General features: G+C 68.8%; 25 protein-coding genes. 17 read left to right on the top strand and 8 right to left on the bottom strand.

Annotated features, from left to right (window positions below; all coding sequences use genetic code 11):
* Positions 1–18 precede the first annotated feature (18 nt).
* Positions 19–1,377, bottom strand: a complete 1,359-nt coding sequence (locus C457_RS12570) for an NRAMP family divalent metal transporter (protein WP_049913573.1) — start codon at positions 1,375–1,377, stop codon at positions 19–21.
* A gap of 125 nt (positions 1,378–1,502) precedes the next feature.
* Between C457_RS12570 and C457_RS12565 the strand changes: the two genes are divergently transcribed.
* On the top strand, positions 1,503–3,389 hold the full coding sequence (locus tag C457_RS12565) for a PAS domain S-box protein (protein WP_049913572.1): 1,887 nt from the start codon (positions 1,503–1,505) through the stop codon (positions 3,387–3,389).
* On the opposite strand, the gene C457_RS12560 is transcribed toward C457_RS12565, so the two are convergent.
* The 3 genes from C457_RS12560 to C457_RS12550 form a co-directional block, all read right to left on the bottom strand.
* Positions 3,350–3,721, bottom strand: a complete 372-nt coding sequence (locus C457_RS12560) for a tautomerase family protein (protein WP_008095139.1) — start codon at positions 3,719–3,721, stop codon at positions 3,350–3,352. The two genes, C457_RS12565 and C457_RS12560, sit on opposite strands and share 40 nt — an antisense overlap.
* A 19-nt stretch (positions 3,722–3,740) precedes the next feature.
* The gene (locus C457_RS12555) at positions 3,741–4,853 is read right to left on the bottom strand and encodes a pyridoxal-phosphate-dependent aminotransferase family protein (RefSeq protein WP_008095137.1); all 1,113 of its coding nucleotides are present in this window, start codon (positions 4,851–4,853) and stop codon (positions 3,741–3,743) included.
* Positions 4,854–5,006: 153 nt separating this feature from the next.
* Positions 5,007–5,996, bottom strand: a complete 990-nt coding sequence (locus C457_RS12550; protein WP_008095135.1) for a ring-cleaving dioxygenase — start codon at positions 5,994–5,996, stop codon at positions 5,007–5,009.
* A gap of 146 nt (positions 5,997–6,142) precedes the next feature.
* Between C457_RS12550 and C457_RS12545 the strand changes: the two genes are divergently transcribed.
* Both C457_RS12545 and C457_RS12540 read left to right on the top strand, forming a co-directional pair.
* The gene (locus C457_RS12545; RefSeq protein WP_008095133.1) at positions 6,143–7,027 is read left to right on the top strand and encodes an aldo/keto reductase; all 885 of its coding nucleotides are present in this window, start codon (positions 6,143–6,145) and stop codon (positions 7,025–7,027) included.
* 31 nt (positions 7,028–7,058) lie between these two features.
* Complete coding sequence (locus tag C457_RS12540) at positions 7,059–7,805, top strand: class I SAM-dependent methyltransferase (protein ID WP_008095131.1); 747 nt, start codon at positions 7,059–7,061, stop codon at positions 7,803–7,805.
* 9 nt (positions 7,806–7,814) lie between these two features.
* Here the strand turns inward: C457_RS12540 and C457_RS12535 are convergent, their stop codons facing one another.
* From C457_RS12535 to thiE, 4 genes are all read right to left on the bottom strand, one after another.
* Positions 7,815–8,612, bottom strand: a complete 798-nt coding sequence (locus C457_RS12535; RefSeq protein WP_008095130.1) for an HpcH/HpaI aldolase family protein — start codon at positions 8,610–8,612, stop codon at positions 7,815–7,817.
* A gap of 75 nt (positions 8,613–8,687) precedes the next feature.
* Positions 8,688–9,545, bottom strand: a complete 858-nt coding sequence (gene thiD / locus C457_RS12530) for a bifunctional hydroxymethylpyrimidine kinase/phosphomethylpyrimidine kinase (protein ID WP_008095128.1) — start codon at positions 9,543–9,545, stop codon at positions 8,688–8,690.
* Complete coding sequence (thiM, locus tag C457_RS12525; RefSeq protein WP_008095125.1) at positions 9,546–10,442, bottom strand: hydroxyethylthiazole kinase; 897 nt, start codon at positions 10,440–10,442, stop codon at positions 9,546–9,548.
* The gene (thiE, locus tag C457_RS12520; protein ID WP_181950686.1) at positions 10,439–11,071 is read right to left on the bottom strand and encodes a thiamine phosphate synthase; all 633 of its coding nucleotides are present in this window, start codon (positions 11,069–11,071) and stop codon (positions 10,439–10,441) included. The genes thiM and thiE overlap by 4 nt, the downstream gene beginning before the upstream one ends.
* 180 nt (positions 11,072–11,251) lie before the next feature.
* On the opposite strand from thiE, the gene C457_RS12515 reads away from it, so the two are divergent.
* From C457_RS12515 to C457_RS12450, 14 genes are all read left to right on the top strand, one after another.
* Positions 11,252–11,827 carry a flavodoxin domain-containing protein gene (locus C457_RS12515; protein WP_008095122.1) on the top strand — a complete coding sequence of 192 codons (576 nt, stop codon included), beginning with the start codon at positions 11,252–11,254 and terminating at the stop codon, positions 11,825–11,827.
* A 30-nt stretch (positions 11,828–11,857) separates the two neighbouring features.
* The gene (locus C457_RS12510) at positions 11,858–12,670 is read left to right on the top strand and encodes a hypothetical protein (protein ID WP_008095120.1); all 813 of its coding nucleotides are present in this window, start codon (positions 11,858–11,860) and stop codon (positions 12,668–12,670) included.
* 133 nt (positions 12,671–12,803) lie between these two features.
* Positions 12,804–15,950: an FAD-binding and (Fe-S)-binding domain-containing protein gene (locus C457_RS12505; RefSeq protein ID WP_008095118.1), complete on the top strand. Its 3,147-nt coding sequence runs from the start codon at positions 12,804–12,806 to the stop codon at positions 15,948–15,950.
* Between the two features lie 171 nt (positions 15,951–16,121).
* The gene (locus C457_RS12500; protein WP_008095115.1) at positions 16,122–17,258 is read left to right on the top strand and encodes a pyridoxal-phosphate-dependent aminotransferase family protein; all 1,137 of its coding nucleotides are present in this window, start codon (positions 16,122–16,124) and stop codon (positions 17,256–17,258) included.
* A 127-nt stretch (positions 17,259–17,385) separates the two neighbouring features.
* Positions 17,386–17,652 (top strand): hypothetical protein, encoded by a 267-nt coding sequence (locus tag C457_RS12495; protein ID WP_008095113.1) that lies wholly within the window; start codon positions 17,386–17,388, stop codon positions 17,650–17,652.
* Between the two features lie 72 nt (positions 17,653–17,724).
* Complete coding sequence (locus tag C457_RS12490) at positions 17,725–18,330, top strand: hypothetical protein (protein WP_008095110.1); 606 nt, start codon at positions 17,725–17,727, stop codon at positions 18,328–18,330.
* An 88-nt stretch (positions 18,331–18,418) separates the two neighbouring features.
* Complete coding sequence (gene hisD / locus C457_RS12485) at positions 18,419–19,699, top strand: histidinol dehydrogenase (RefSeq protein WP_193363437.1); 1,281 nt, start codon at positions 18,419–18,421, stop codon at positions 19,697–19,699.
* A gap of 120 nt (positions 19,700–19,819) precedes the next feature.
* Positions 19,820–20,185: a HesB/IscA family protein gene (locus C457_RS12480; RefSeq protein WP_008095106.1), complete on the top strand. Its 366-nt coding sequence runs from the start codon at positions 19,820–19,822 to the stop codon at positions 20,183–20,185.
* A 39-nt stretch (positions 20,186–20,224) separates the two neighbouring features.
* Complete coding sequence (locus C457_RS12475) at positions 20,225–20,473, top strand: DUF5816 domain-containing protein (RefSeq protein ID WP_004974710.1); 249 nt, start codon at positions 20,225–20,227, stop codon at positions 20,471–20,473.
* Between the two features lie 87 nt (positions 20,474–20,560).
* Complete coding sequence (locus tag C457_RS12470; RefSeq protein WP_004974708.1) at positions 20,561–20,905, top strand: DUF7116 family protein; 345 nt, start codon at positions 20,561–20,563, stop codon at positions 20,903–20,905.
* 56 nt (positions 20,906–20,961) lie between these two features.
* On the top strand, positions 20,962–21,675 hold the full coding sequence (locus C457_RS12465; protein ID WP_008095101.1) for a hypothetical protein: 714 nt from the start codon (positions 20,962–20,964) through the stop codon (positions 21,673–21,675).
* Complete coding sequence (locus C457_RS12460) at positions 21,672–22,331, top strand: hypothetical protein (RefSeq protein WP_008095098.1); 660 nt, start codon at positions 21,672–21,674, stop codon at positions 22,329–22,331. The genes C457_RS12465 and C457_RS12460 overlap by 4 nt, the downstream gene beginning before the upstream one ends.
* 99 nt (positions 22,332–22,430) lie before the next feature.
* Positions 22,431–23,240, top strand: a complete 810-nt coding sequence (locus C457_RS12455; RefSeq protein WP_008095097.1) for a helix-turn-helix transcriptional regulator — start codon at positions 22,431–22,433, stop codon at positions 23,238–23,240.
* 104 nt (positions 23,241–23,344) lie between these two features.
* On the top strand, positions 23,345–23,557 hold the full coding sequence (locus C457_RS12450) for a dodecin (protein WP_004042852.1): 213 nt from the start codon (positions 23,345–23,347) through the stop codon (positions 23,555–23,557).
* Positions 23,558–23,631 lie beyond the last annotated feature (74 nt).

The raw sequence follows: 23,631 nt of genomic DNA, 5'->3' as shown, positions 1-23,631 counted from the left end.
CGAGTGAGCGCCTGCCGGTCAGGCCGCGGTCGGTCGCCCGACGGTCTCGCGGACGAACTTGCCGAGCAGTCCGAGCGTCGCCGCCCCCATCGCCGCGGCGAAGGCGACGACGAACACCGAAAGCGGGTCGCCGAGGTCGGACAGCGCCCGCGAGCGGACGAAGTTCGCGGCGAGGACGGTCGTCACGGCCAGCAGGACGACCCCGCCGAGGTTGGCGAGCGTCGAGTTCGGCTCCGCGACCGCGTCGCTGTTGAGCAGGACGAGCACGACGGCGATGGCGAAGGGCGTGCCGACGAGCCCGAACGCCAGCACCAACACGAGAAGCGGGAAGAACGCGCCGCCGAGGAACGCGCCAACGCCGGAGAACAGCGCCACGCCCGCGAGGAGCGCGCGGTACCGACCGTCGGAGAGGTCCGTCCCCCAGCCCAGTTTGTCGGCGACGAGATACGGCGGGACGACGGTGTTGCCGCCGAGCGTGGAGACGGCCGCGCCCAAGAGGCCGAGGAGGAACAGCCACTTGGCGTTCGCGCCCGCCAGCGGGCCGAGCGCCTGCGCGGCCGTCACCGCCGAGAGGTCGCTCGCGGCCACCTCGGGGGTGTGGAGGACGCCCGCCGCGACGACGAAGATGGCGAGGCTGTAGATGCCGAAGGCGACGAGCATCGACGCGCCCACGTCGAACGTCGCCAGCCCGTAGTCGCGGGTCGTCCAGCCGCGGGCGCGCATCGTGTACGAGTGCATCGTGATGAGCGTGATGTGGACCGCGCCGCCGAGGATGCCGGCGGCGACGAGCGCGCCGTCGACTCCGGCCGGGATGCGCGGCACGAGCCCGCCGACCGCGGCCGCCGGGTCGATGGGGACGAAAAACAGCGACGCGAGGAACGCGACGACGACGGCCGCGACGAGCCCCTTCGCGAGGAGTTCGACGAAGCGGTAGCCCCGCCCGGCCAGCCCGGCGGCGAGGACGACCGCCCACGCGACGCCCCAGACCCGGGCGTCGACGCCGGTTATCGTCGCGCTCACGTCAGCCAGACCCTTCATGATGACCAGTTGGGCCAGCCCCGCGGCCAGCACCGCGTCGGCGACGAGCACCCACGCCCAGCCGTCGCCCAACTCCCGTTCGACCACGGCAATGAGACCGTCCTCCGTGAGCAGGCCGAGTCGCATCGACAGGTACTGCGCCGACGCGCCGAGGACCGCCGAGAGCACCACGACCCACAGCATCGCGTAGCCGAACGTCGCGCCGGCCGTGAGCACGGTCGCCATCGTCGCCGGCCCCGCCGCGACCGCGCCCGCGACCCACGACGGGCCCATCTCCGAGAGATATCCCCGCCAATTGCCGCCCGTTACCGCCGATACGTCGAGTCTTGGTTCGTTCATGCCGTCGTGGTCTCGGCGGTCGTCACAAAAGTGTTGCTACTGGGTGTTACAACCGAGTGATTATTTCGGAACCGCGGTGGGTCGGCACGCTACCTTTTATTTGCCGCACCTGAGTGACCTATGTAATGAGCGATGGAGGTAGCGGAGCGGTAGAACTTCTCGTCGTCGCCAGCTTGGGGGTCACGGCGGCGGTCGCCGAAGCCGTTCGCCGGCGGGAGGCGCAGTTCGAGGTCGAGACGGTTCGAACCGCGACCGGAGCGCTGGACCTGCTCGAAGACGCCGACTTCGACTGTGTCGTCTCGGCGGTCGACGCCGGGGAGACGGACGCGCTCGGCTTCCTCACCGCGATTCGGAAGCGGGACGTGGAACTTCCGTTTCTCGTCGTCGCCGACGGGGAACACGAGGTGACGGCGAGCGACGCCCTCGATGCCGGCGTCACCGACTACGTCCGGGCGCGAGGCTCGGAGGGGTACGACGAGTTGGCCGTCCGAGTCGAGCGGGCGGTCGCGGCGACCGGCCGCCGGGCGGTCGACCCGTCGCTCGTCTACGAGCGCGTCTTCGAACAGATACTGGAGGGCGCGTGCCTGTACGACCGCGACGGTCGGTTCGTACTCGTGAGCGACTACCTCGCCGGGTTCTACGGGGCGACGCCCGCCGAACTCGAAGGCGAGCGAAGCCTGCTCGTCGAGAGGATTCGCGAGGAGCGCACGGGTGACCCGTATCAGCAACTCTTGGACGGCGAGGTAGACTGCCTCGAAGGCGAGACCGAACTCGTCACCCCTGACGGCGAATCGCGGACGCTGAGCTACCGCTTCGCGCCGTTTCGAGTGACCGACGAGGTCGTCGGCGTCATCGCCGTGTCGAGGGACATCACCGACCGACGAGAGCGAGAGCAGAAACTGAAGCGCGCCCGCGAGGAGTACCAAGAGCTCATCGACGGGATGAACGACACCGTCTGGGTCATCGACATCGACAGCCACATCCTCGCGGTGAACGAGACCGCGGTGGAACTGCTCGGCTACTCCCGGGACGAACTGCTCTCGATGACAGTCCACGACATCGACGCGGGACTCAGCGACGAGGAGGCTTCGGCGCTCATCTCCCAGATGCCGACGGACGGAACGCAGGTGTTCGAGACGGTCCATCGGGCGAAAAACGGCCGGGAGTTCCCCGTCGAAATCAGTTCGAGCCTCGTGACCTACCGCGGGGAGACGGTCGTGCTGAGCGTCGCCCGCGACATCACGACGCGGAAGCGCTACGAGGCGGAACTCCGCGAGCAGAACCGCCTCCTCGAAACGCAACGCGACGAACTCGAGGTGCTGAATCAGGTCGTCCGCCACGACGTTCGCAACGACCTGCAGTTGGTGACCGCCTACGCGGAACTGCTCGCCGAGCGCGTCGACGACGACGACAACGAGGCGCGGGAGTACGTCGAAATCGTTCGGAAGCGCGCCAATCACGCGGTCGAACTAACGGAGACGGCGCGAGACATGGCCGAGATGATGGGCGGTCGGGGCGTCGAAAACGAGCGGGTCCCGCTCCGACCCGTGCTCGAATCCGAACTCGCGTCGCTCCGGGATATGGCCCCGGACGCGACCGTGACGGTCAACTCAGAGATACCCGCGGTCGCGGTGCTCGCCGACGACATGCTCGGGTCCGTCTTTCGGAACCTCCTCACGAACGCCGTCCAGCACACCGACAAAGACGAACCGACTGTCGACATCTCCGTCTCGGAGACCGAGAGAGGAGACCGCGTCGTCGTCCGCGTCGCCGACGACGGGCGGGGAGTGTCGGACGAGCGGAAAGAAGCGATTTTCGCCAAGGACGAAAAGGGACTGGAGAGTCGGGGAACCGGCCTCGGACTGTATCTCGTGCAGTCGCTCGTCGAAACGTACGGCGGCGACGTGTGGGTCGAAGACAACGACCCCTGCGGGTCCGTCTTCGCGGTCGAACTCCGGACCGCCGACGAGGGTCAGGACGGCTCGGACCAGTCGTCGCCGACGCGGTCGTAGCCCATCATCTGCCTCCCCTCGTGTTCGGTGAAGACGACCTTCTGGTTCGACTCCGGCACGCCGAACCGCTCTGCGACGGCGTCGATGACCGCGAGGGCGAGTTCGCGCTTCCGGTCCGCCGACCGACCCGCCCGGATATCGGCCTGCAGTACGACTGTCTTCTCGTCGGTCGCCCGGCCGAGATGAATCGCCTTGACTTCGCGGACGGTGACGGCGGCGTAGTCGGTGTCGGCGTCCATTCGCTCGGCGTACAACTCGGCCAGCTCGGTGGCGAACTGGTTCGCCTCTCGCTCCGTGACCTCGAAGTCGAGGTCGAACTGTAGGTGCGGCATCTGGGGTGAGCCGCGGCCGTTACAGGCCGGCCACGTCTTCGATGGCGTCGGTCAGCGCCTTGATGGACTCCACGTCGTGTTCGCCCATGTGGCCGATGCGGAACGTCTTCTCGCCGAGCGCGGAGCCGTAGCCGTTCGAGAAGGCCATGTCGTACTTCTCGGAGACCTCCTCGATGGTGGCGGCGACGTCGATTCCCTGCGTGTTCTCGATGCAGGCGACGGTCTGGGACTCGTAGCCCTCCTCGGGGAACATGTCGAAGCGCTCGTAGGCCCAGTCGCGGGTGTACTCGGCCATCTCGCGGTGGCGCTGGTCGCGGCCCTCGTGGCCCTCTTCGAGCATGTACTTCATCTGCTTGCGGTACGCGAGCATGATGGGAATCGCGGGGGTGGAGTGGGTCTGGCCCTTACGGTCGTAGTAGTCGAGGGCGCGCTGGAAGCCGCCGTACCACGACGCCGAGTCCTTCGACAGTTCGCGTTCGAAGGCGTCGTCGCTGACGGTGCAGATGGCCAGTCCCGGCGGCATGGCGAACGCCTTCTGCGACGAGGCGAAGATGACGTCGATGTTGTGCTCGTCGATGTCGACGTAGTCGCCGCCGAGAGCGGACACCGCGTCGACGACGAAGTAGGTGTCGGGGTACTCGGCGACCACGTCGCCGATTTCCTCGATGGGGTTGCGGATGCCGGTCGAACTCTCGTTCATCACGGTGGCGACCACGTCGTAGTGCTTGTCGCTGGACTCCAGCGCCTCGCGGATGTCCTCGGGCTTGATGGCCTGGCCCCACTCGTACTCGATGCGGTCGACGTTCTTGCCGAGGCGCTCCGCGACGTTCGCGTGGCGCTCGCTGAAGCTCCCGCAGGTCGGCACGAGGATGTTCTCGTCGACGAGGTTGAGCGTCGACGACTCCCAGATTTCGGTGCCCGACCCCGTGAGAATCATCAGGTCGTTGTCCGTGCCGAGGAACTCCTTCGTGTCCTCGACGATGGTCGTATAGAGGTCGGTCATGCGGTCCATCCGGTGACCGAACATCGGCTGGCACATCTCCTCGATGACGTCCTCGCGCACCTCGGTCGGACCGGGGATGTACAGCGTCTTGTCCTGATAGTCGTCCGTGTATTCGCGTTTTTCCGTCACGTCATCCACCTAAGTACGGACCACTGCGTCGCGGGCGATGATGGTACTTGTGATTGCGACACTCGTCGCGGTGGCTCACGGGGTGCTAACACGGGGCAAAACGGGCGGCGTCGACGGGCGGAACACTGCTCCGGGGCGAGGTGATTCCGAGGGTTAGTCGTCGGCCTCGGCGGACTCGGCCCGCGGGACCGTCACGTCGGTCAGTCCGGCCTCTATCTGCTCGCGCCGGCCTTCGAACTCGCCGGGAAGGACGAGGCGGCCGCCGAGGTCCTCGAGGGGTTCGTCGGCGGTGTAGCCCGGCCCGCTCGTGGCGAGTTCGAACAGCACGCCGCCGAACTCGCGGAAGTAGACCGACCGGAACCAGTGGCGGTTGATCTGTGCGGTCGGGCGCAGGCCCTTCGACTGGACGGCCTTGCGCATCGCCTCTTGGTCCTCGTCGGTCGGCGTTTGGAAGGCGACGTGGTGGACCGTGCCGAGGCCCTGTCGACTGCTCTCGATGGTCGGCAACACGTCCACGTACGTCCCGACGCTCCCGGTCGCGGCGAACCGCGTCCGCTCGTCGCCGGGGGTGTCGCCCTGCGCTTCCTCGGTGCCGACGCGCTCGAAGCCCATCGTTTCGAGGAGGTCTTCGGTGGGCTGGGGGTCGGCCAACCAGAGCGTCACGGAGTGGAAGCCGCGAATCGCGGCCTCCTCGGGGACGAACTCGCTCCACGGGACGGTCGGGTCGTCGTCGGGAATTTCGACTTCGACCAGTTCGACCGGGAGGCCGTCGGGGTCGCTGAAGGGGAGGACCGTCTCGCCGAATCGCTCGACTCGCTCGTCGTAGTCGACGCCGTACTCGTCGAATCGCTCCTCCCAGTAGTCGAGACTCCCCTCGGGCACGCGGAACGCGGTCCGGGAGACCTGCCCGGTGCCGACCTTCCCCTGCGAGAGGTTCTCCCACGGGAAGAACGTCATGCTCGTGCCGGGCGTCCCCTCCGCGTCCGTGAAGAAGAAGTGGTACGTGCTGGGGTCGTCCTGATTGATGGAGCGCTTGGCGAGGCGGAGCCCGAGCGTCTCGACCCAGAAGTCGAGGTTCTGCTGCGGGTCGCCCGCGATGCAGGTGACGTGGTGAATGCCGGGTGTGGGCGTGGGTTCTGCCATGGACGGTGCTACGGGCCGCAAGGACTTGAGTATCCGCTGACGCGAGTGTTACCGGGTCGCGGTGACGCTATCGCGTCGCGGACGCAGAGACGGCAGTTTAGTTGTCGAGACACACGTTTTTGTCCGTCGACGGTGACGTTCGACGTATGCAAACCCGCGCACTCGGCGACACCGGCCACGAGAGTAGTATCGCGACGTTCGGCGCTATCGCGCTCAACTGGCTCGAACAGGAGGGCGCGAACCAGATGGTCGAACACGTCCTCTCGAAGGGCGTCAACCACTTCGACGTGGCTCCGACCTACGGCGACGCGGAACTCAAGCTGGGGCCGAAGCTCCGTCAGCACCGCGAGGACATCTTCCTCGGCTGCAAGACCCAAGAGCGGGGCTACGAGGGCGCAAAGCGGAAGCTCGACCGCTCGTTCGACCGCCTCGGCGTCGACTACATCGACCTCTATCAGGTCCACGGCCTCGAATACGAGTCCGAACTGGACGAAATCACGGCGGACGACGGGGCGCTCGCGGCCTTCCGCGAGGCGAAAGACGAGGGGAAAATCGGCCACATCGGCCTGACGAGTCACGGGAATCCGGGGCTCATCCGCGACGCCATCGACCGCATCGACGACCTCGAAACGCTGATGTTCCCGCTGAACCCCGTCGTCGTCGGCAAGGACGACGACGAACACGACTACGCGGGCGTCTTCGAGGCGGCCGAGGAGGCCGGAATCGGCACCCTCGGAATCAAGGCGTTCGCCCGCGGGCCGTGGCCCGACACCGACGAACTACCCGAGGCCGACCGGCCGTTCCCCAACTGGTACGAGCCGGTCGACACCCCGGGCGAAATCGCGGAGCGGTTCGACTTCGCGGCCGCCCAGGGCCTCACGAGCGTCGTCACGCCGGGCGACCCGAAGCTCGTGGCGATGGTCCTCGACGCCGCGACGCGGTACAACGGCATGGACGAGACGGCCCAGCGGTCCCTCATCGAGCGCCTCCGGCACGACGAGAGCCCGGTTCCGGAGCAACTGCACCACTAGCGAGCGAACGGCTCTACCCTCGATTCCCGCGATGGACGTTCCCACGACCGTCACGGCCGCCCTCGACGACCGTCCGGTCCGCGGCGCGGTCTGTCTGGAGGCCGGCGCGGGGACCGGCAACACTACCGCCGGACTCCTCGACGCGGGCGCGGAGCGCGTCTACGCCGTCACGAACGACCCGGAGCACGCGGCAATCGTCCGCGACCGCGTGACTCCGTCGCCGACGGACCGAGCGAGAACCGCGGTGCTGGAGGCCGACGTCCGGAGCCTCCCGCTCGCCGACGACTCGGTCGATGTCGTCACCGCTCACGGGCTGTTCAACCTCGTCGGTCCCGCGTCGCTCGCCGCCGTCGCGAGCGAGCTAACGCGGGTCGCCGCGCCCGGCTGTCACCTCGTCCTCGACGACTACGAACCGCTCCCCGACGACGCCGCGGTTCGAGAGCTGTTCGCGCTCGAAAACGCGGCGAGCCAGTTGGCCCGCGGGCGGCCCGCGCTGACGTTCTATCCGGCCGACGCGCTCAGGGCGCTGTTTTCGGGATACGGCTGGCGCTTCGACCGCGAACTGACCCTGCTCGACCCGGTGCCGTGGTCCGCGAGCCACGTCGAGGCGCACGCGTCGGTGGCGACCTCGCTGGCGGCTGAAGTCCCCGGCGAGATGGGGAAGTGGCTCGCCGACGAGGCCGAGCGCGTCGCCGACGCGGTCGAATCGGAGTCCGCGGGCGAGATGTACAGCGTGGCGATGCGGTTGTCCGACTCGGGGTCGGACGCGACTCGATAGGCGCGGGCGCTACCCCTCGCGGTCGAACGTCGCGGCGTCGAACCAGCCGTCGACGACGCCCTTGAGCGCGCCGGTGGTGCTGCCGAGGTTGATGAGCCGATAGCCGTTTTCCGCCTTCTCGTTCACGTCGTCCATGTCGAAGCCGAGGCCGCCGACGGGGACGCCGGCTTCGACCGCGGCCGAGCGAACTCGCTCGACGGCCTCCTGCACGTCGGGGTGGTCTATCTCTCCGGGGTGGCCGAGCGACACCGAGAGGTCGAACGGGCCGATGAAGACGAAGCCCAGTTCGGGCACGTCGAGAATCGCGTCGAGGTCCGAAAGCGACTCGGCGGTCTCGATGGTCACGCCGACGAGGGTCTCGCGGTCCTCGCTCGCGACGTAGTCGTCGGCGAGCCCCCACCGGCGGGCGCGCGGCGACGCGAGGCCGCGGTCGCCGGGGCCGTCGCCGTAGGTGAATCGGGCCGACCGAACCGCCTCGCGGACCTCCTCGGCCGACTCCACGCGCGGGAGGAAGACGTTCCTGACGCCGAGGTCGAGGGCTTTCCGGACGAACTCCGGGTCCGTCGTCGGGAGCCGGACCAGCGGCTCGATGCCGGTTCGTTCCGCCGCGCGGAGGAGGTCCTCCATCGCGCCCGAGTCGAGCGGACTCGGCCCGCCGTGTTCGAGGTCGAGCCACACGAAGTCGAGGCCGAGCTCGCCGTAGAACTCCACGAGCGTCGGGCTGTAGGTGTTGTCGAGGACGCCGAGCGCGACGCCGCCACTCTCGATTCGGGCACGAAGCGCGTTCGCGGCTGCTTTCTCTGCCATGTTCGTGATACAACACGTATCTGGAAAAAGGCGCGTGCCGCGAGCACCTCGGACGAGTGCCGGCGCGACCGGCGGTCAGTCGTCGCCGTCGGGCGCGTCCGTGTCGGGGGTCCAGCCGTCGCCGACGCCGACGAGGTGGTTCACGCTCCCCGCACCCTCACCCACGTCGGCCGGTTCGGCGAGGGTTGCGCGCGTGAACTCGATACCGTGCCGGACGGCGTCGGCGAGGTTGTCGCCGCGGGCGAGGCGGGCGGCGACGGCGCTCGAAAGCGTACAGCCGGAGCCGTGAGTCGCCGTCGCGTCGATGCGCGGATTGACGAACGTCGTCGTCTCCGTCGGCGTGACGAGCGTGTCCACCACGGTGTCGTCGTCGGTGGCGACGTGGCCGCCCTTCAGGAGCACGGCGTCGGCGCCCCGGTCGAAGAACCAGTCGGCGGCCTCGGAGACGGCTGCCGGCGAGTCGGGGAACACGCCCGTCAGCGCCTCGGCCTCGTCGGCGTTCGGGGTCGCGAGCGTCGCCCGCGCGAACAGGGCGTCGTAGGCGTCGACGGCGTCTTCGTCCAGCAGTCGGTCGCCGGAGGTGGCGACCATCACGGGGTCGAGGACGACCGGGCCGTCGTAGTCGGCGAGGCAGTCGGCGACCGTCTCGACCGCCTCGACGGTCGCCAGCATCCCGAGTTTGACGGCGGCGATGTCGAAGTCGTCGGCGACGGCCTCGTACTGGGCGCGAATCGACTCGGTCGGGAGGACGTGCGAGCCCTCGACGCCGCGGGTGTTCTGGGCCGTCGCGGCCACGATGACCGACCCGCCGTAGACGCCGAGCCGAGTCATCGTCTTCAGGTCCGCTTGGATGCCCGCGCCGCCGCCGGAGTCGCTGGAGGCGATGGTGAGGACGTACGGCGGCGTCCGCGGGTCGGGGGCGGCCCCCGGCATCTATCGGACCTCGATGCGGTCGATTCGGTCGGCGATGTCTGGCGTCGAGGCGTCCGCGAGTCCGGCGACCGCGTCGAGGAAGGCGATTTTGTAGCTCGCCGGGCCGCGGTAGTCGCCGAACGCGCCCTCGGCGGCGAGTTCGCCCGCGAGCCCGTAGGCTGCGGTCCCGGAGAGCGCCGCCGAAAGCGGGTCGTCGAGCGCGGCCTCGAACACGGCGAGCGTCACGCCGAGCATACAGCCGGTTCCGACGACCGCGCCCATCATCGAGTGGCCGGCGTCGACCTCGAAGGCGGCCTCCTCGGTGGCGACGATGTCGGTCTCGCCGGAGGCGACGACGACCGCGCCGGTCTTCCGGGCGCACTCGACGGCCGCGGCGGCGATTTCGGCGTACTCCCCGACCGACTCGACCCCGCGGACCTCGGCGTCGTCGCCGACGAGCGCGGATATCTCCCCGTAGTTGCCGTTGAGCACGTCAACGTCGAGGTCGGTGACGAGGCGGTCCGCGACCCGGTCGCGCGTCGGGGTCGCACCGACGCCGACGGGGTCGACGACGAGGGGGACGCCGGCCTCGTTCGCGGCGCGGCCGGCGGTCAGCATCGTCACCTCGCCGGACTCGCTCACGGTCCCCATGTTGAGCAGACAGCCGTCGGCGATGCCGACCATGTCGCCGACTTCGCGCTCGTCGTCGGACATGACCGGCAGGCCGCCCCAGTAGAGCGTGATGTTCGCCACGTCGTTGACAGTCACGTCGTTCGTGACCGAGTTGATGAGCGGTTGCTCGCCCGCGACGGCGGCGAGCGCCTCGTCCAGCGCCACGTCGGGGACGCCGCCCACGTCGTTCGCGTCGCCCGAACCGCCCGGTCCACCCGCGCCGTCCGCGTCGTCGCGTCCGCTCATCGGCGGTCCCTCCCGGCGGCGACCGAGTCGGCGAGATGGCGAGTCGCGTCGGTGGGGTCGTCCGCGGCGGTGATAGCCGAGACGACCGCGACGCCGTCGGCCCCGGCGGCGACCACGTCGGCGGCGTTGTCGGGCGTGACGCCGCCGATGCCGACGAACGGAATCGAGACGGCGTCCGCGATGGCCGACACCCGCTCGGTCCCGATTTCGGACTGCTCGGGGTCGGTGTCCTTCGTGTCCGTGGCGAACACCGCGCCGACGCCGAGGTAGTCCGCGCCGGCCTCCTCGGCGGTTCTCGCGCCCGTGACGGTCGAGACCGACCGGCCGACGATGGCGTCGTCGCCGAGCTGTTCGCGCGCGACCGAGACGGGCACGTCGTCGTCGCCGAGGTGGACGCCGTCGGCGTCGATGGCCGCCGCGATGTCGACCCGGTCGTTGACGACGAGGGGGACGCCCGCGTCGGCCGTCACGGCCCGAACCTCGCGACCGACCTCGTAGCGGTCGCGGGCGCTCGCGTGCTTCTCCCGGAGTTGAACGACGTCGACGCCGCCGTCGACCGCGGCCTGCACCACGTCCGGCGTCGACCGCCCGCCGGAGCGGTCCGACTGCGTCACTAGATAGGTTCCCATCGAGGTATTCATGAGTTGTATTCTGAGGTGATGTGGCGACGGGCAAAATAGTTCCTCCTCGCGGGTCGGAGTCGACTCGGCCGGCTTCGCGTCGAATCGGGTCGCGGTCGGTTCTCGGGGGGTGAGAGGCTGTGTGTGGGGTTATGCTGTGCGCGAACCAACAGGTATGCGGTGAGCTGTATGGGGACGATACTCGTCGCGTACGGGAGCAAAGAGGGACAGACCGAGAAGATAGCCGGGCGCATCGCCGAGGCGCTGGCGGCGCACGGGCACGACGCGAGGACCGCCTCGGTCGCCGATTCGGACGTTAGCGAGGCGCTCGCCGACGCCGACGCGGTGCTCGTCGGGTCGTCGATTCACGTGGGCGCGCACTCGAAACCGGTCTACGAGTTCGTCCGCGAGCACCGCGACGATATCGAGGCGCGGCCCAACGGGTTCTTCCAGGTGTCGCTGTCGTCGGCGCTCGACGACGAGGACGCCCGCGCCGAGGTCGCGACGTACCTCGACGAGTTCGTCGAAGAGAGCGGCTGGCACCCGGAGCGGATGGCCGCGTTCGGCGGGGCGCTTCGGTACTCGGAGTACGGCTTTCTCACCCGGATGATGATGAAGCGCATCGCCAAGGGGGCGACCGGCGACACGGACGCCTCCCGCGACTACGAGTACACCGACTGGGACGAAGTCGAGTCGTTCGCCGCCGACTTCGTCGAGTTCGTGGAGTCGACCGCGGGCACCGCCGCGGGAGGTGCGGCGGTCTGAGCGGGCGGTCTGACCTGCCCGGTGATTTCGATGAATTTCCGCACACTCGGCATCGTCGTCGTCGCCGCGCTCGTCGTGGTCGCGGTCGCGGCCGGCGGGCTCTGGGCGTTCGGCCGGCTTTCGTCCCTCGACTCCTACGGGAGCCAGTACGACTACAGCGTCCGCGTCTCGGCCGACGAGCCGATTTCGAACGTGACGGTCCTCGTGCCGCTACCCGTCAGCGACGGCTCCTCGGCCGTCGGTGAGGCCGTCGAGTCCCGCGAGTACCTGCTTCCGACGGGCTGGGCGTACGACGTGGTCGAGACGGAGTACGGCCCGATGCTCCGCCTCCGGGCCGACGAGCTTCCCGCCGACCCAACGTACTACCGGGCGGTCGTCGAGAACGACCGGCTCGTCCGCTGGGAGCCGATTCCGGCGAGCGAGTACAGTCGGAACGACTCCGACACGCTCCGCGTCGAACACGACGCCATAGACCTCAGCGCCGACGTGCGGGTGAACCAGTCCATCGACACGCTCGCGCCCGAGGGGACCGAACCGCTGTTCGAACCGCGCGAGAACGCCCGGCTCGTCCCGTGTGACTGGCCGAGCAACAGCGACGACACCCGGTGTTACGACTACGAGTCGATGCTGTTCGTCCAGTACGACGGCCCCGAGACGACGAACGTCTCGGTGAGCGTCGAACTCCGCGGCGCGAACTCGTGGTGGGTCGGCGGCTGGAACTACAACGAGTACGTCGACCACGTCGCCGCCTACGACCTCCCAGCGGACCGCCAGGGCTGGGTTGTCGCCGACGGCGAACTGCGAACCGGCGTCGGGAACTACCCCCGGAATCCGCCGCAGTAGGACGGGTTCTCACCCGGCTCAGCACACTCGGCCCGCGCGCGACGAAGCCGGTCCGCCGCGAACGACTACCGCTTCTGGCAAACATGGCGAGTCACACACAGGTTTTTGCTATCCTGCACGATTATACGTGATAATGTCTGGCGACGGCCCTTCGCGGGCGACCCGCATCGCGGCGGAGACGGACGACGAGGAACGAGGCGACTTCCGGCGGTTTCAGGAGTCGCGCGACTACGACGTGGTCGACGTAGCCGAGCACGCCGACCTCGCCGCCGACCTCCGGGAAGTCGTCTCCGGCGAGGTGCGCTTCGACGAGTACGCGCAGGTGCTGTACGCGACCGACGGGTCGATTTACCGAGCGCGCCCGGCGGGGGTGGTCGTCCCCCGCGACGAGGACGACGTGCGCGCCGCGGTGCGGACGGCGGCCGAGCACGACGTTCCCGTCCTCCCGCGCGGGGCTGGGTCGTCGCTGGCGGGACAGACCGTCGGCCCCGGTTGCGTCGTCATCGACTGCTCGAAGTACATGGACGAAATCGTCTGCGTGGACCCCGACGCGCGGCGGGCGCGGGTCCAACCCGGCGTGGTGCAGGACGACCTCGACGACCGCCTCGCCGACCACGGACTGAAGTTCGCGCCGGACCCCGCCTCCTCGAACCGGGCGACCGTCGGCGGCGGCATCGGCAACAACTCCACGGGCGCGCACTCGGTCCGCTACGGCATCACCGACGCCTACACCGAGGAGTTACGGGTCGTCCTCGACGACGGGTCGGTCGTCCACACCCGCGACGTGGTCGTCGGGAGCGACGAGTGGGACCGCATCGTCGGCAAAGACGACCGCGAAGCCGACATCTACCGGACCGTCCTCGGCCTCGTCGAGGAACACGAGGGGGAAATCGAGCGGCGGTATCCGAGCCTCAAGCGGTCGGTGTCGGGCTACAACCTCCACAAGGTCGTCTCCGAGACGGACGACGGCGAGACGGTCATCAACCTCTCCAAACTGTTCGTCGGCGCGGAGGGCACCCTCGGCGTCGTCGTCGAGGCCACCGTGTCTCTCGTGACGGTCCCCGAGGAGACGGCGCTCGTCCTCTACGCCTACGACGACCTCGTGGAGGCGATGGCGGCGGTCCCCGACGCCCTCGACTTCGACGCCAGCGCGGTCGAACTCATGGACGACGAGGTGCTTCGGATGGCCGCCGAGTCCAGCGAGTACGCGCAGTACGTCGAGGAGATTCCTGACGGGACGGCGGCGACGCTGATGCTGGAGTTCGACTCCGAACTGCACGACGACTTCGAGGCGGTGATTCGCGAGGCGAACGGCCACTTCCTGCGAGACGGCGACACCGAGGCCGGTGGCGACGCCGACGGCGGCGCGTTCGAGGCCATCGAGGCGTACACGCCCGAGGCGCAGGCGGACCTCTGGAAGCTCCGTAAGGCGGCGATTCCGCTTCTCATGTCGCTTCCGGGCGACCCGAAACCGTACCCGTTCATCGAGGACGCGAGCGTCCCGCCCGAGGAACTCGCGGAGTACGTCCAGTCGTTCGAGGAAGTGCTGGAAGACCACGGCACGTCGGCCGCGTACTTCGCCCACGCCGGCGCGGGGACGCTCCACATCCGCCCGATTCTGAACCTGAAAGACGGCGCGGGCATCGAGACGATGCGCGCCATCACCGACGACGTAACCGACCTCGTGTTGGACCATCGCGGAGCCTTCTCGGGCGAACACGGCGACGGGATGGCCCGGACCGAGTGGAATCCCAAGATGTACGGCCCCGAACTCTGGGGCGCGTTCAAGGAGCTGAAAACGGCGTTCGACCCCGACTGGCGCATGAACCCCGGGAACGTCGTCTATCGGGACGGTCCCTCCGACCCGGGTCCGGAGGGCGACCGCGGCGTCGGCGCGGACATGCGCGAGAACCTCCGGTACGGCGCGGCCTACCAGTCCATCGAGCCCGCGACGACGCTGGACTTCTCGGACGAGAGCGGCTTCTCCCACCTCGTCGAACTCTGCAACGGCTGCGGCACCTGTCGGCAGACCGGGTCGGAGACGATGTGTCCGACCTACCGCGCCTCGAAGGACGAAGCCGAGACGACCCGCGGTCGGGCCAACATGCTCCGCGCCGCAATCAGCGGCGACCTCCCGGAAGACGAGATTCACTCAGACCGGTTCCAAGAGGAGGTCCTCGGGCTCTGCGTCGGCTGTAAGGGCTGTCAGAACGACTGCCCGACCGGCGTCGACCTGGCGAAGCTCAAAGCCGAGGTGAAACACGCCCACCACACAGAGGCGGGCGCGTCGCTCCGCGAGCGCCTGTTCGCCCACATCGACCGGTTGGCGGGCGTCGGCAGCGCCCTCGCACCCGTCTCGAACTGGGCGGCCGAGCTACCGGGCGCGCGGGCCGCGATGGAGCGACTCGCGGGCATCGCCCCCGACCGAGCGCTCCCGTCGTTCACCCGCGACACGCTCGAATCGTGGATGGACGCGCGACGACCCCGCGTGCCGGCGTCCGAAGCCGACCACCGCGTCCTCCTGTTTCCCGACACCTACACGAACTACGTCACGCCCGAAATCGGGAAGGCGGCGGTGCGGGTGCTTGAGGCGGCCGGGGTCCACGTCCGCCTCGCGGAAGGGATCGAGCCGAGCGGTCGCGCCGCCTACTCCGGCGGCTTCCTCGACCTCGCGCGGCGGCGCGCGGGACACAACGTCGAGACGCTCCGCCCGTCGGTCGAAAACGGCTGGTCGGTCGTCTTCGTCGAGCCCTCCGACGCGGTGATGTTCCAAGATGAGTACGCCGACCTCCTGCCGGACGACGCGGTCGCCCCGGTCGCGGCGGCCGCCTACGGCGTCATGGAGTTCCTCGACACCTATCGGCTGGCCGAGGGGCTTCCGATTCGCGGCCGCTCGTCCGACGGCGACGCGGCCGGAACCGTCGCCTCCGCGGTCGCCGACGGCGGCGCGCTCGGCTCGCTCACCTACCACGGCCACTGCAACCAGAAGGCGCTGAACAAGGACCACCACGCGGTGGGCGTCCTCCGGCGGGTCGGCTACGAGGTCGACCCCCTCGATTCGAGTTGTTGCGGCATGGCCGGGAGCTTCGGCTACGAGGCCGAACACTACGACCTCTCGAAGGCAATCGGTGACATCCTGTTCGAACAGGTGGACGAGAGCCCGGGCGACGAGGTGGTCGCCCCCGGCGCGTCGTGTCGGACGCAACTGGAAGACAGGGACGACGCGGCGCGGCGACCGCCGCACCCGATAGAGAAGGTCGCGCAGGCGCTGTCGGGGTGAGCGGGCTACGCGAAGCACTCGGCTGGCCTCCAACGGGTCGGGGTCGCCCGCCGAGTCCTTTTCACAGCGTTCCGCAATCACATCCCTTTTGCCCGTTTGCGTGGCACGTGCAGTCAGACCATGTCCGATGCACCCGATGTCGGCGAACTCAGCCCGCCGAATCGCACGCTGATGGGCCCCGGCCCGAGCGACGTCCACCCGCGCGTGCTCCGCGCGATGTCCACGCCGCTCGTCGGCCACCTCGACCCGTCGTTTATCGACATCATGAACGAGGTGCAGGAGCTCATGCGCTACGCGTTCCGCACCGACAACAAGTGGACGATTCCGGTCTCGGGGACCGGGTCGGCGTCGATGGAGGCGGCCATCGGCAACCTCGTCGAACCGGGTGACACGATGCTCGTCCCGACGAACGGTTACTTCGGCGGACGCATGGAGTCGATGGCCGAGCGCGCCGGCGGCGAGGTCGTCCACGTGGACGCGCCGTGGGGCGAGCCGCTCGACCCCGCGGACGTGCAGGACGCCTTCGACGAACACCAGCCGGACGTGTTCGGGTTCGTCCACGCCGAGACCTCGACGGGCGTGAAACAGCCGGGCGTGCCCGAACTGACGAGCATCGCCCACGACCACGACGCGCTCGTCGTCGCCGACACCGTCACCTCGCTGGGCGGGGTCGAACTCGAAGTCGACGACTGGGGCATCGACGTGGCCTACTCCGGGCCGCAGAAGTGCCTGTCGTGCCCGCCGGGCGCGAGCCCGCTGACGCTCAACGACCGCGCGATGGACAAGGTGCTCTCGCGGGAGAAGTCGCCCCGCTCGTGGTACCTCGACCTGTCGCTCTTGGAGGGCTACTGGGGCGACGACCGCTCGTACCACCACACCGCGCCCATCACCAACGTCTACGCCATCCGCGAGGCGCTCCGTCTGGTCGCCGAGGAGGGCATCGAAGAGCGGTGGGCGCGCCACCGCCGGGTCGCGGGCGCGCTGAAAGCCGGCGTCGAGGCGATGGGCCTCGGCCTCAACCCCGAAGACGAGTACTGGCTGCCGAGCCTCAACGCGGTGCTCGTCCCCGACGGCGTCGACGCGGGCGCGGCCATCGACTACGTCCTCGACCACTACGACCTCGAAATCGCCGGCGGCCTCGGCGCGCTCGCGGGCGACATCTTCCGCGTCGGCTGTATGGGCCACTCGGCGCGGCCGGAGAACGTCTCGTTCCTCCTGACCGCACTCGGGGAGGCGCTGGAGGCGCAGGGCGCGGACGTGGACCCCGAGGCCGGCTTCGCCGCCATGCGCGAGCAGTTGCGCCAGTAGCGACCCCGAACCGGCGGCAATTCGATGTGAACCGCGGCGAAACTCGGCGAAACCGACGCAAAACGCCCGCCACGGTGTCCCGTATTCATGAGCGTCGCTCCGCGAGTGCCGACCGAAGCGATTCACCATGAACCGACGCAGACTCACTCTCGTCGGCGTCGCGCTCGCGGCTCTCGTCGCGACCGCGGGCCTCGCCGCGGCCGCACCGAGCGAGAACGCACAGCAATCGGGCCCCGAGGCCGGCCAGCAGGGGCCGCCCGGCGAACTCCCCGGACCGGCCCCGGAGTTCGTCTCGGACATCCACGACCTCGTTAGCGACTTCCTGAACGGGGCCCTCGACGGGTCGCTTGGGGGCTCGCTAAGCGACCTCGCCGACGACTTTTCGGGTGCGTAACTAAGTGCGACCCGAAGGTAGCCGGCAACTGAGCTGAACGACAGCCGTCCAAGACGAAGTTTCAATTCAGTTATGAGACGAACACTCCTCGTCGCCGCGACAGTTCTGGTCCTCCTCACGGCCGGCGTCTCGGCCGCGTTCGTGACCGGAATCGGACCGTTCTCCGACGACGACGCCGACTCAGACGAACCGTTCCCCACGCAGACGACCGCGCCGCCCGACGACGGCGATAGCGGCGATAGCGGTAGCAGCGACAGCGGAAGTAGTGACAGCGAGAGCGGAGACAGCAGTAGCGACGACGGAGACGGCGACGCGGCCGAAAGCGAATCGGTGCCGCCGTTCGGCGTCGTCGTCGACAACATCGAGAAGTGCGGCCAGACGTGCCGCGACGTGACGAGCACGATAACCAACCAGCAGGACGCCGATAGTTCCGGCGTCACCGTCTACAGTCGCATCTTCGTCGGCAACAGCACCGACCCGGACGACGAGGTCTGGCGCGGGTCCCAAGCGGTCGGCGGCCTCGCAGCCGGCGAGTCCTACACGACGACGAAGCGCGTCAAACTCTCGTACTCCGAGGCGTTCGCGGTCCGGCAGGCCGACGGCTGGATTACGGTCCAGACGACCATCGAGACCGACGACCGGACGCTGACGTACACGGAACAGCGCGACGTGGCGTAAGTCGCGCGAGGCCGCGGCGCGAGGCGCGGGCGCCGCCCACCGCTTCCGCAACGACTTTTCGCGCCGGCCGCAAAGCCGAGGTATGAACATCGAGGTTCGCGAACTGGCCGACCTCGGCACCGACGCCCGCCGCGCCTTCTTCGAGCGGGACGCCGGCGTCGGCGAGGTTCGCTCCGACGTGCGCGATATCGTCGAGCGCGTCCACCGCGAGGGGGACGTGGCGGTCCGTGAGTTCTCAAGCGAGTTCGACGGCGTTCAGGTCGGTAATATCGACGTGACCGACGCCGCCGAGCGCGCCTACGACGAAATCGACGACGACGTGCGCGAGGCCATCGAGGCCGCCGCGGCGAACGTCCGCGAGTTCCACGAAAAACAGGTCCCCGAGGACTGGCGCGAGGAGTTCGGCGACGCCGGCACCCGCGAACTCGGGCGTCGGTACCGCCCGCTCGACCGGGTCGGCGTCTACGCCCCCGGCGGCACCGCCGCCTACCCCTCGAGCGTCCTGATGGGCGTCATTCCCGCGAAGGTCGCGGGGGTCGAACACGTCGCGGTCGCCACGCCGCCCGCGGACCAGATGAACCCCGTCACGCTCGCCGCGATGCACGTCGCGGGCGCGGACGCGGTGTACTCGGTCGGCGGCGCGCAGGGCATCGCCGCGCTCGCCTACGGCACGGAGACGGTGAAGGCCGTCCAGAAGGTCGTCGGGCCGGGCAACAAGTGGGTCACCGCGGCGAAGGCCGAGGTCCGCGGTGACGTTGACATCGACTTCCTCGCCGGTCCCTCCGAGGTGCTCGTCGTCGCCGACGAGACCGCCGAGGCGCGGTTCGTCGCCGCCGACCTCGTCGCGCAGGCCGAACACGACCCGAACGCGTCGGTCGTCGCCGTCACGGACGACGCCGAACTCGCCGAGGAAGTCGTCGCGGAGGTCGAACGACAGGCGGGCGAGCGCGAGCGGACCGAGACCATCGAGGCGGCGCTCGAAGGCGACGCGTCGGGCGTCCTCCTCGCGCGGTCGATGTCCGAGGCGGTGCTGTTCGCCGAGGAGTACGCCGCCGAGCACCTGACGATTCAGGCCGACGACGACGAGGCGCTGTTGGACCGCATCGACTCCGCGGGGAGCGTCTTCCTCGGCCCGTACACGCCCGTCGCGGCCGGCGACTACGCCTCCGGGACGAACCACGTTCTCCCGACGGGCGGCGGCGCGAAGCGACAGGGTGGGCTCTCTGTCGACCACTTCGTCCGCTCGACGACGGTCCAGCGCCTCGACCGCGAGGGACTGTCGGAGCTTTCGGGAACGATTACGACGCTCGCCGAGGCCGAAGGGCTCGACGCGCACGCTCAGAGCGTCCGCGAGCGGTTCGAAGAGTAGGCGAACGCGGCTCGTTCGACTCGTTTTTCCTCGACTTGCGCCCGGTAGCCGAACCCTACCGGGCCGGCTCCGGGTTCCGCCTGCGCCACAGTTAACCGTTCCCACAGTATAGTGGGGCGTATGAGCACGGAATCCGCGAGTGGCGGCGGCGATGTGGCGGTCACGGTCACGCCCGCGGCCGCGGACGAAGCCGTCTCCCTCCTCGAAGGGGAGTCGATGGACACCGACGTGGCGGGCCTCCGACTGTTCGTCCAGCAGGGCGGTTGCGCCGGGCTGTCCTACGGGATGCGCTTCGACAACGAACCGGAAGACGACGACACGGTCGTCGAACAGCACGGTCTTCGGGTGTTCGTCGACCCCGCGAGCATGAACTACATCGGCGGCTCCACCCTCGACTTCGAGGGCGGCCTGCAGGGCGCGGGCTTCCACGTCGATAACCCGAACGCCGAGAGCAGTTGCGGCTGCGGCGAGTCGTTCCGGACGTAGGGACCAATTTCTTAAGCCACCCCCGCGCGAATCGGTGGCATGGCCGAACTCCAGACCCAGACCGTATCGAGCGGCAAGACTGTCTTCGTCGCCACTGACGAGGCCGAGCGCGGCTCGAAGGGGCCGTTCTACGTGGTGTACTCGACCGAGGACGCCGAGAGCCGATGGGGCTACCTCTGCGGTAACTGCGACTCGTTCGACACCGCGATGGACACGATGGCCCGCATCGAGTGCAACAACTGCGGAAACGTCAGAAAGCCCGAGGAGTGGGACGCCGCTCACGAGTAGTCGAGCGGCCGGCGCGACCGTTCGTCAACTATTGGTATGTCATACCGTGGCAATCTTTATCAGGGGTGCGGGTGTACGTAGACGTGCATGGCCCAGGCTTCGATGCCTCCCGTCCAGGAGGCTCGGTCGATATTCGGCCGGCTCGGCTACTCCGTCTCGGGCGACGGAACCGATATGCTGGCCGAACGCAAGTGGCGTACGGTCCACGTGACCGCACTGAGTTCGCGAGAAGCGACCGAATGCCGTCCGGTGCTCGCAGACGGCGGAACCGAGACACCGTATCGGTTCCGCTGCTTCGTGACGTGGGACGACCACATCAGCGCGCTTCGAGAGCGGCTTCGCGGTATCGACCTTCCATACGAGTGGGCAATCATCGGCGTGTCGAACGGTGGTGGGAACGACTACGAGGTCGTTCACGGAACGAACACGTAATCGAAACGGGGCGTCTTCGCCCAAACGTTTTCTCAGCCCGTCGCTAACGGACGGGCATGTCGCAGGCCGCACAGACGGAGCTGGCGCAATTCGTCCGGAGTAGACGGCTCAACGCGGTACTCGCGTGGCTGTTCGTGGGGTTCCTCGTCGCCGTCGCCGTCGGGAGCGTCGTCACCGGCGGCGACCTCGTCTGGGGCGGGTTCGCGGCCGTCGTCGCCGCGGTCACCGTCGTCCCGGCGGTCGCCTTCCGCGAACCGAGAGCGATGCTGCCGTGGGAGGTCGTCGCGCTCGCGTCGCTCCCGCTCGTCGCTCGCGTCCTCGTTCGGGGCCAGACCATCGGCGGCGTGACGTTCTCCGGACGCGTCTCGACGTACCTCGCGGTGGCCGCCATCGCGCTCATCGTCGCCGTCGAACTCGACGTGTTCACGCCGGTCCGGATGAACCACTCGTTCGCGGTCTTCTTCGTCGTCATCGCCACGATGGCCGCCGCCGGCGTCTGGGCGGTCGTCCAGTGGCTCTCGGACCTCTATCTCGGGACGCGCCTGCTGTTGAACGGCCGACCCGAACACGTCGTCGAGGCGGGGCTGATGTGGGACTTCGTCGCCGCCACCGTCGCCGGACTCGGGGCCGGGTTGCTGTTCGAGTACTACTTCCGCCGCCGGGCCGGCTCGCGCAAGCGGCTCCCCGAGGAGGTGGCGGATGTCGCCGAGGACGTGAGTCCGGCGGAAACTGACGACGACTCCACGAGAGAGGGCGGTGAGTCGTCGTGAGGGTTCGCTCGTATCTCCGCATCGACGCGCGACGCCAGCGCCAGCTCTCGCGGGCGATGCAGGTCGTCCTCGTCGGTCTCGTCTTCATCGGCCTCGACCGCGGGAACCTCGGCATCGTCGTCAACGCGCTCGTCGGCCTCGGCGTGACCTACCTCCCGGCGCTACTCGAACGCGACTACCGCATCCCGATGGACGCCGGGCTGACGCTCTGGATATCGACGGCGGCGTTCCTCCACGCGCTGGGTACGGTCGGTCTCCCCGGTTCGGAGACCAGTTTCTACGCGGGCGTCTGGTGGTGGGACCACCTCACGCACGCGCTGTCGTCGTCGGTCGTCGCGGCCGCCGGCTACGCGACCGTCCGCGCGGTCGACGAGCACACGGCGGACATCTACCTGCCACCGCGATTCATGTTCGTCTTCATTCTGCTTTTCGTGCTCGCGTTCGGGGTCTTCTGGGAGGTCATCGAGTTCGCTATCTCGGGGGTTGCCTCGCTCGCCGGCACCGCATCGGTGCTGACGCAGTACGGCCTCGACGACACGCTCCTCGACCTCGTGTTCGACGCCGTCGGTGGGGTCGTCGTCGCCATCTGGGGGACCGCACACCTCTCCGACGTAGTCGGCGCGTTGCAGAAACGGCTCGAATCAACAGCTCGTTGACATATTGGGGCGGCCGTCGGTCTGCCCAAGCCCCCCGATTTCGGGCGAATATCCGGAGTCCCGATATACATTTGTGTAGGCCCTGAGATGTTCACACCGATGTCGAGTTGGATTGGTGACGAGGACGAAGACGAGGGCGGAGACGCGGCCGACGCGTTCGAGGCGGTCGGCCGCCGCCGTCGGCTCCTCCAGGCGCTCTCGTCGGAGTCGCTTTCGAAGGCCGACCTCGTCCGCGCGCTCTCGGTCTCTCGGTCCACCGTCGACCGCGGCGTCGAGCGCCTCGTTCAACTCGGACTCGTCGAGCGGTCGAACGGCGGCTTCGTCGCCACGAGCGCGGGTCGCGTCGCCTTGGAGACGCACGACGAGGCGCTCCGGTCGATGGCGAACGTGCTCGACGCGAAACCGGTGCTCGACCGCCTCCCGGAATCGGTCAACCCGCCGCCCTCGCTGTTCCGCGACGCGGTCGTCTGCACCGGCGAGCTCCCGGCGATGGAAGCGTGCTCCCCCCTCGAGTTCGACCTCGGCGAATCGACGAGTCTCTCCGGGTTCAACGGCCCGTTCCTGTTCAGCATCTGGCCCGAAGCGCACGAGCAACTCGCGCGGCTCGGTGACAGCGCCACGCTCGTTCTCTCGGCGGAGTCCCTCGACTGGCTCTCGAACCGGTACCCCGACGGGCTCGACGCCATGGTCGACGCCGGCGTCCGCGTGTCCGCGGTCGAGGGCGACCCGTCGTACGGCGTCGTGGTCGTGGACCGACCGACGACGGCGTCGGTCACGCTCGTCGTCTACGACCACATGGGCGGGCCGGAGGCGCTGGTCGTGAGTTACGACTCCGCGGCCGTGGCGTGGGGTCGAACGCGCGTCGCGGCGCGAGCCGAGACGGCGCGTCCGTATCGGCCCGACGAGTGAGCCGCGCGCCGCCACGCACCGCCGCGCACCCTTCCGGCTCGTCCCGCCATCGCCGCCGAATCAGGGACGATTATTTGTGATAGTAAGACGAAGGGTCCGACGAGATGGTGTTCAAGAAAATCACCCTTGTCGGTCGGAGTGCAGAGAGTTTCGACGCCGCCGTCGACGACGCGATTAACCGCGCCGAGGAGACGCTCGCGGGCGTCCACTGGGTCGAAGTAAAGGAACTCGGCGTCGAACTCGCGTCCGTCGAGACCCGAGAGTACCAAGCCGAGGTCGAAGTCGCGTTCGAACTCGAAGGGGAAGACGGCGAGTAGAGACGACGCTCACTCGGTCGAGGCGATGACGGCCGCGCCGGTTCCGCGCCGTCTCGCCCGCCCGCGGGCCGTCC

Origin of the sequence: Haloferax prahovense DSM 18310 (assembly GCF_000336815.1) — an archaeon.
GTDB lineage: Archaea > Halobacteriota > Halobacteria > Halobacteriales > Haloferacaceae > Haloferax > Haloferax prahovense.
Note: the sequence above shows the minus strand (reverse complement) of the source record. Positions and strands in the feature narration are given on the sequence as shown.

Excerpts from the sequence above, each read along its gene's own strand:
- thiE (WP_181950686.1), bottom strand. The coding sequence starts at position 11,071 with ATGGGAACCTATCTAGTGACGCAGTCGGACCGCTCCGGCGGGCGGTCG.
- C457_RS12535 (WP_008095130.1), bottom strand. The coding sequence starts at position 8,612 with ATGGCAGAGAAAGCAGCCGCGAACGCGCTTCGTGCCCGAATCGAGAGT.
- C457_RS12565 (WP_049913572.1), top strand. The coding sequence starts at position 1,503 with ATGAGCGATGGAGGTAGCGGAGCGGTAGAACTTCTCGTCGTCGCCAGC.
- C457_RS12480 (WP_008095106.1), top strand. The coding sequence starts at position 19,820 with ATGAGCACGGAATCCGCGAGTGGCGGCGGCGATGTGGCGGTCACGGTC.
- C457_RS12470 (WP_004974708.1), top strand. The coding sequence starts at position 20,561 with ATGGCCCAGGCTTCGATGCCTCCCGTCCAGGAGGCTCGGTCGATATTC.
- C457_RS12560 (WP_008095139.1), bottom strand. The coding sequence starts at position 3,721 with ATGCCGCACCTACAGTTCGACCTCGACTTCGAGGTCACGGAGCGAGAG.
- thiD (WP_008095128.1), bottom strand. The coding sequence starts at position 9,545 with ATGCCGGGGGCCGCCCCCGACCCGCGGACGCCGCCGTACGTCCTCACC.
- C457_RS12510 (WP_008095120.1), top strand. The coding sequence starts at position 11,858 with ATGAATTTCCGCACACTCGGCATCGTCGTCGTCGCCGCGCTCGTCGTG.
- C457_RS12540 (WP_008095131.1), top strand. The coding sequence starts at position 7,059 with ATGGACGTTCCCACGACCGTCACGGCCGCCCTCGACGACCGTCCGGTC.
- C457_RS12570 (WP_049913573.1), bottom strand. The coding sequence starts at position 1,377 with ATGAACGAACCAAGACTCGACGTATCGGCGGTAACGGGCGGCAATTGG.
- C457_RS12505 (WP_008095118.1), top strand. The coding sequence starts at position 12,804 with ATGTCTGGCGACGGCCCTTCGCGGGCGACCCGCATCGCGGCGGAGACG.
- C457_RS12495 (WP_008095113.1), top strand. The coding sequence starts at position 17,386 with ATGAACCGACGCAGACTCACTCTCGTCGGCGTCGCGCTCGCGGCTCTC.
- C457_RS12500 (WP_008095115.1), top strand. The coding sequence starts at position 16,122 with ATGGGCCCCGGCCCGAGCGACGTCCACCCGCGCGTGCTCCGCGCGATG.
- C457_RS12475 (WP_004974710.1), top strand. The coding sequence starts at position 20,225 with ATGGCCGAACTCCAGACCCAGACCGTATCGAGCGGCAAGACTGTCTTC.
- C457_RS12490 (WP_008095110.1), top strand. The coding sequence starts at position 17,725 with ATGAGACGAACACTCCTCGTCGCCGCGACAGTTCTGGTCCTCCTCACG.
- C457_RS12450 (WP_004042852.1), top strand. The coding sequence starts at position 23,345 with ATGGTGTTCAAGAAAATCACCCTTGTCGGTCGGAGTGCAGAGAGTTTC.
- thiM (WP_008095125.1), bottom strand. The coding sequence starts at position 10,442 with ATGAGCGGACGCGACGACGCGGACGGCGCGGGTGGACCGGGCGGTTCG.
- C457_RS12545 (WP_008095133.1), top strand. The coding sequence starts at position 6,143 with ATGCAAACCCGCGCACTCGGCGACACCGGCCACGAGAGTAGTATCGCG.
- C457_RS12550 (WP_008095135.1), bottom strand. The coding sequence starts at position 5,996 with ATGGCAGAACCCACGCCCACACCCGGCATTCACCACGTCACCTGCATC.
- C457_RS12465 (WP_008095101.1), top strand. The coding sequence starts at position 20,962 with ATGTCGCAGGCCGCACAGACGGAGCTGGCGCAATTCGTCCGGAGTAGA.
- C457_RS12455 (WP_008095097.1), top strand. The coding sequence starts at position 22,431 with ATGTCGAGTTGGATTGGTGACGAGGACGAAGACGAGGGCGGAGACGCG.
- C457_RS12515 (WP_008095122.1), top strand. The coding sequence starts at position 11,252 with ATGGGGACGATACTCGTCGCGTACGGGAGCAAAGAGGGACAGACCGAG.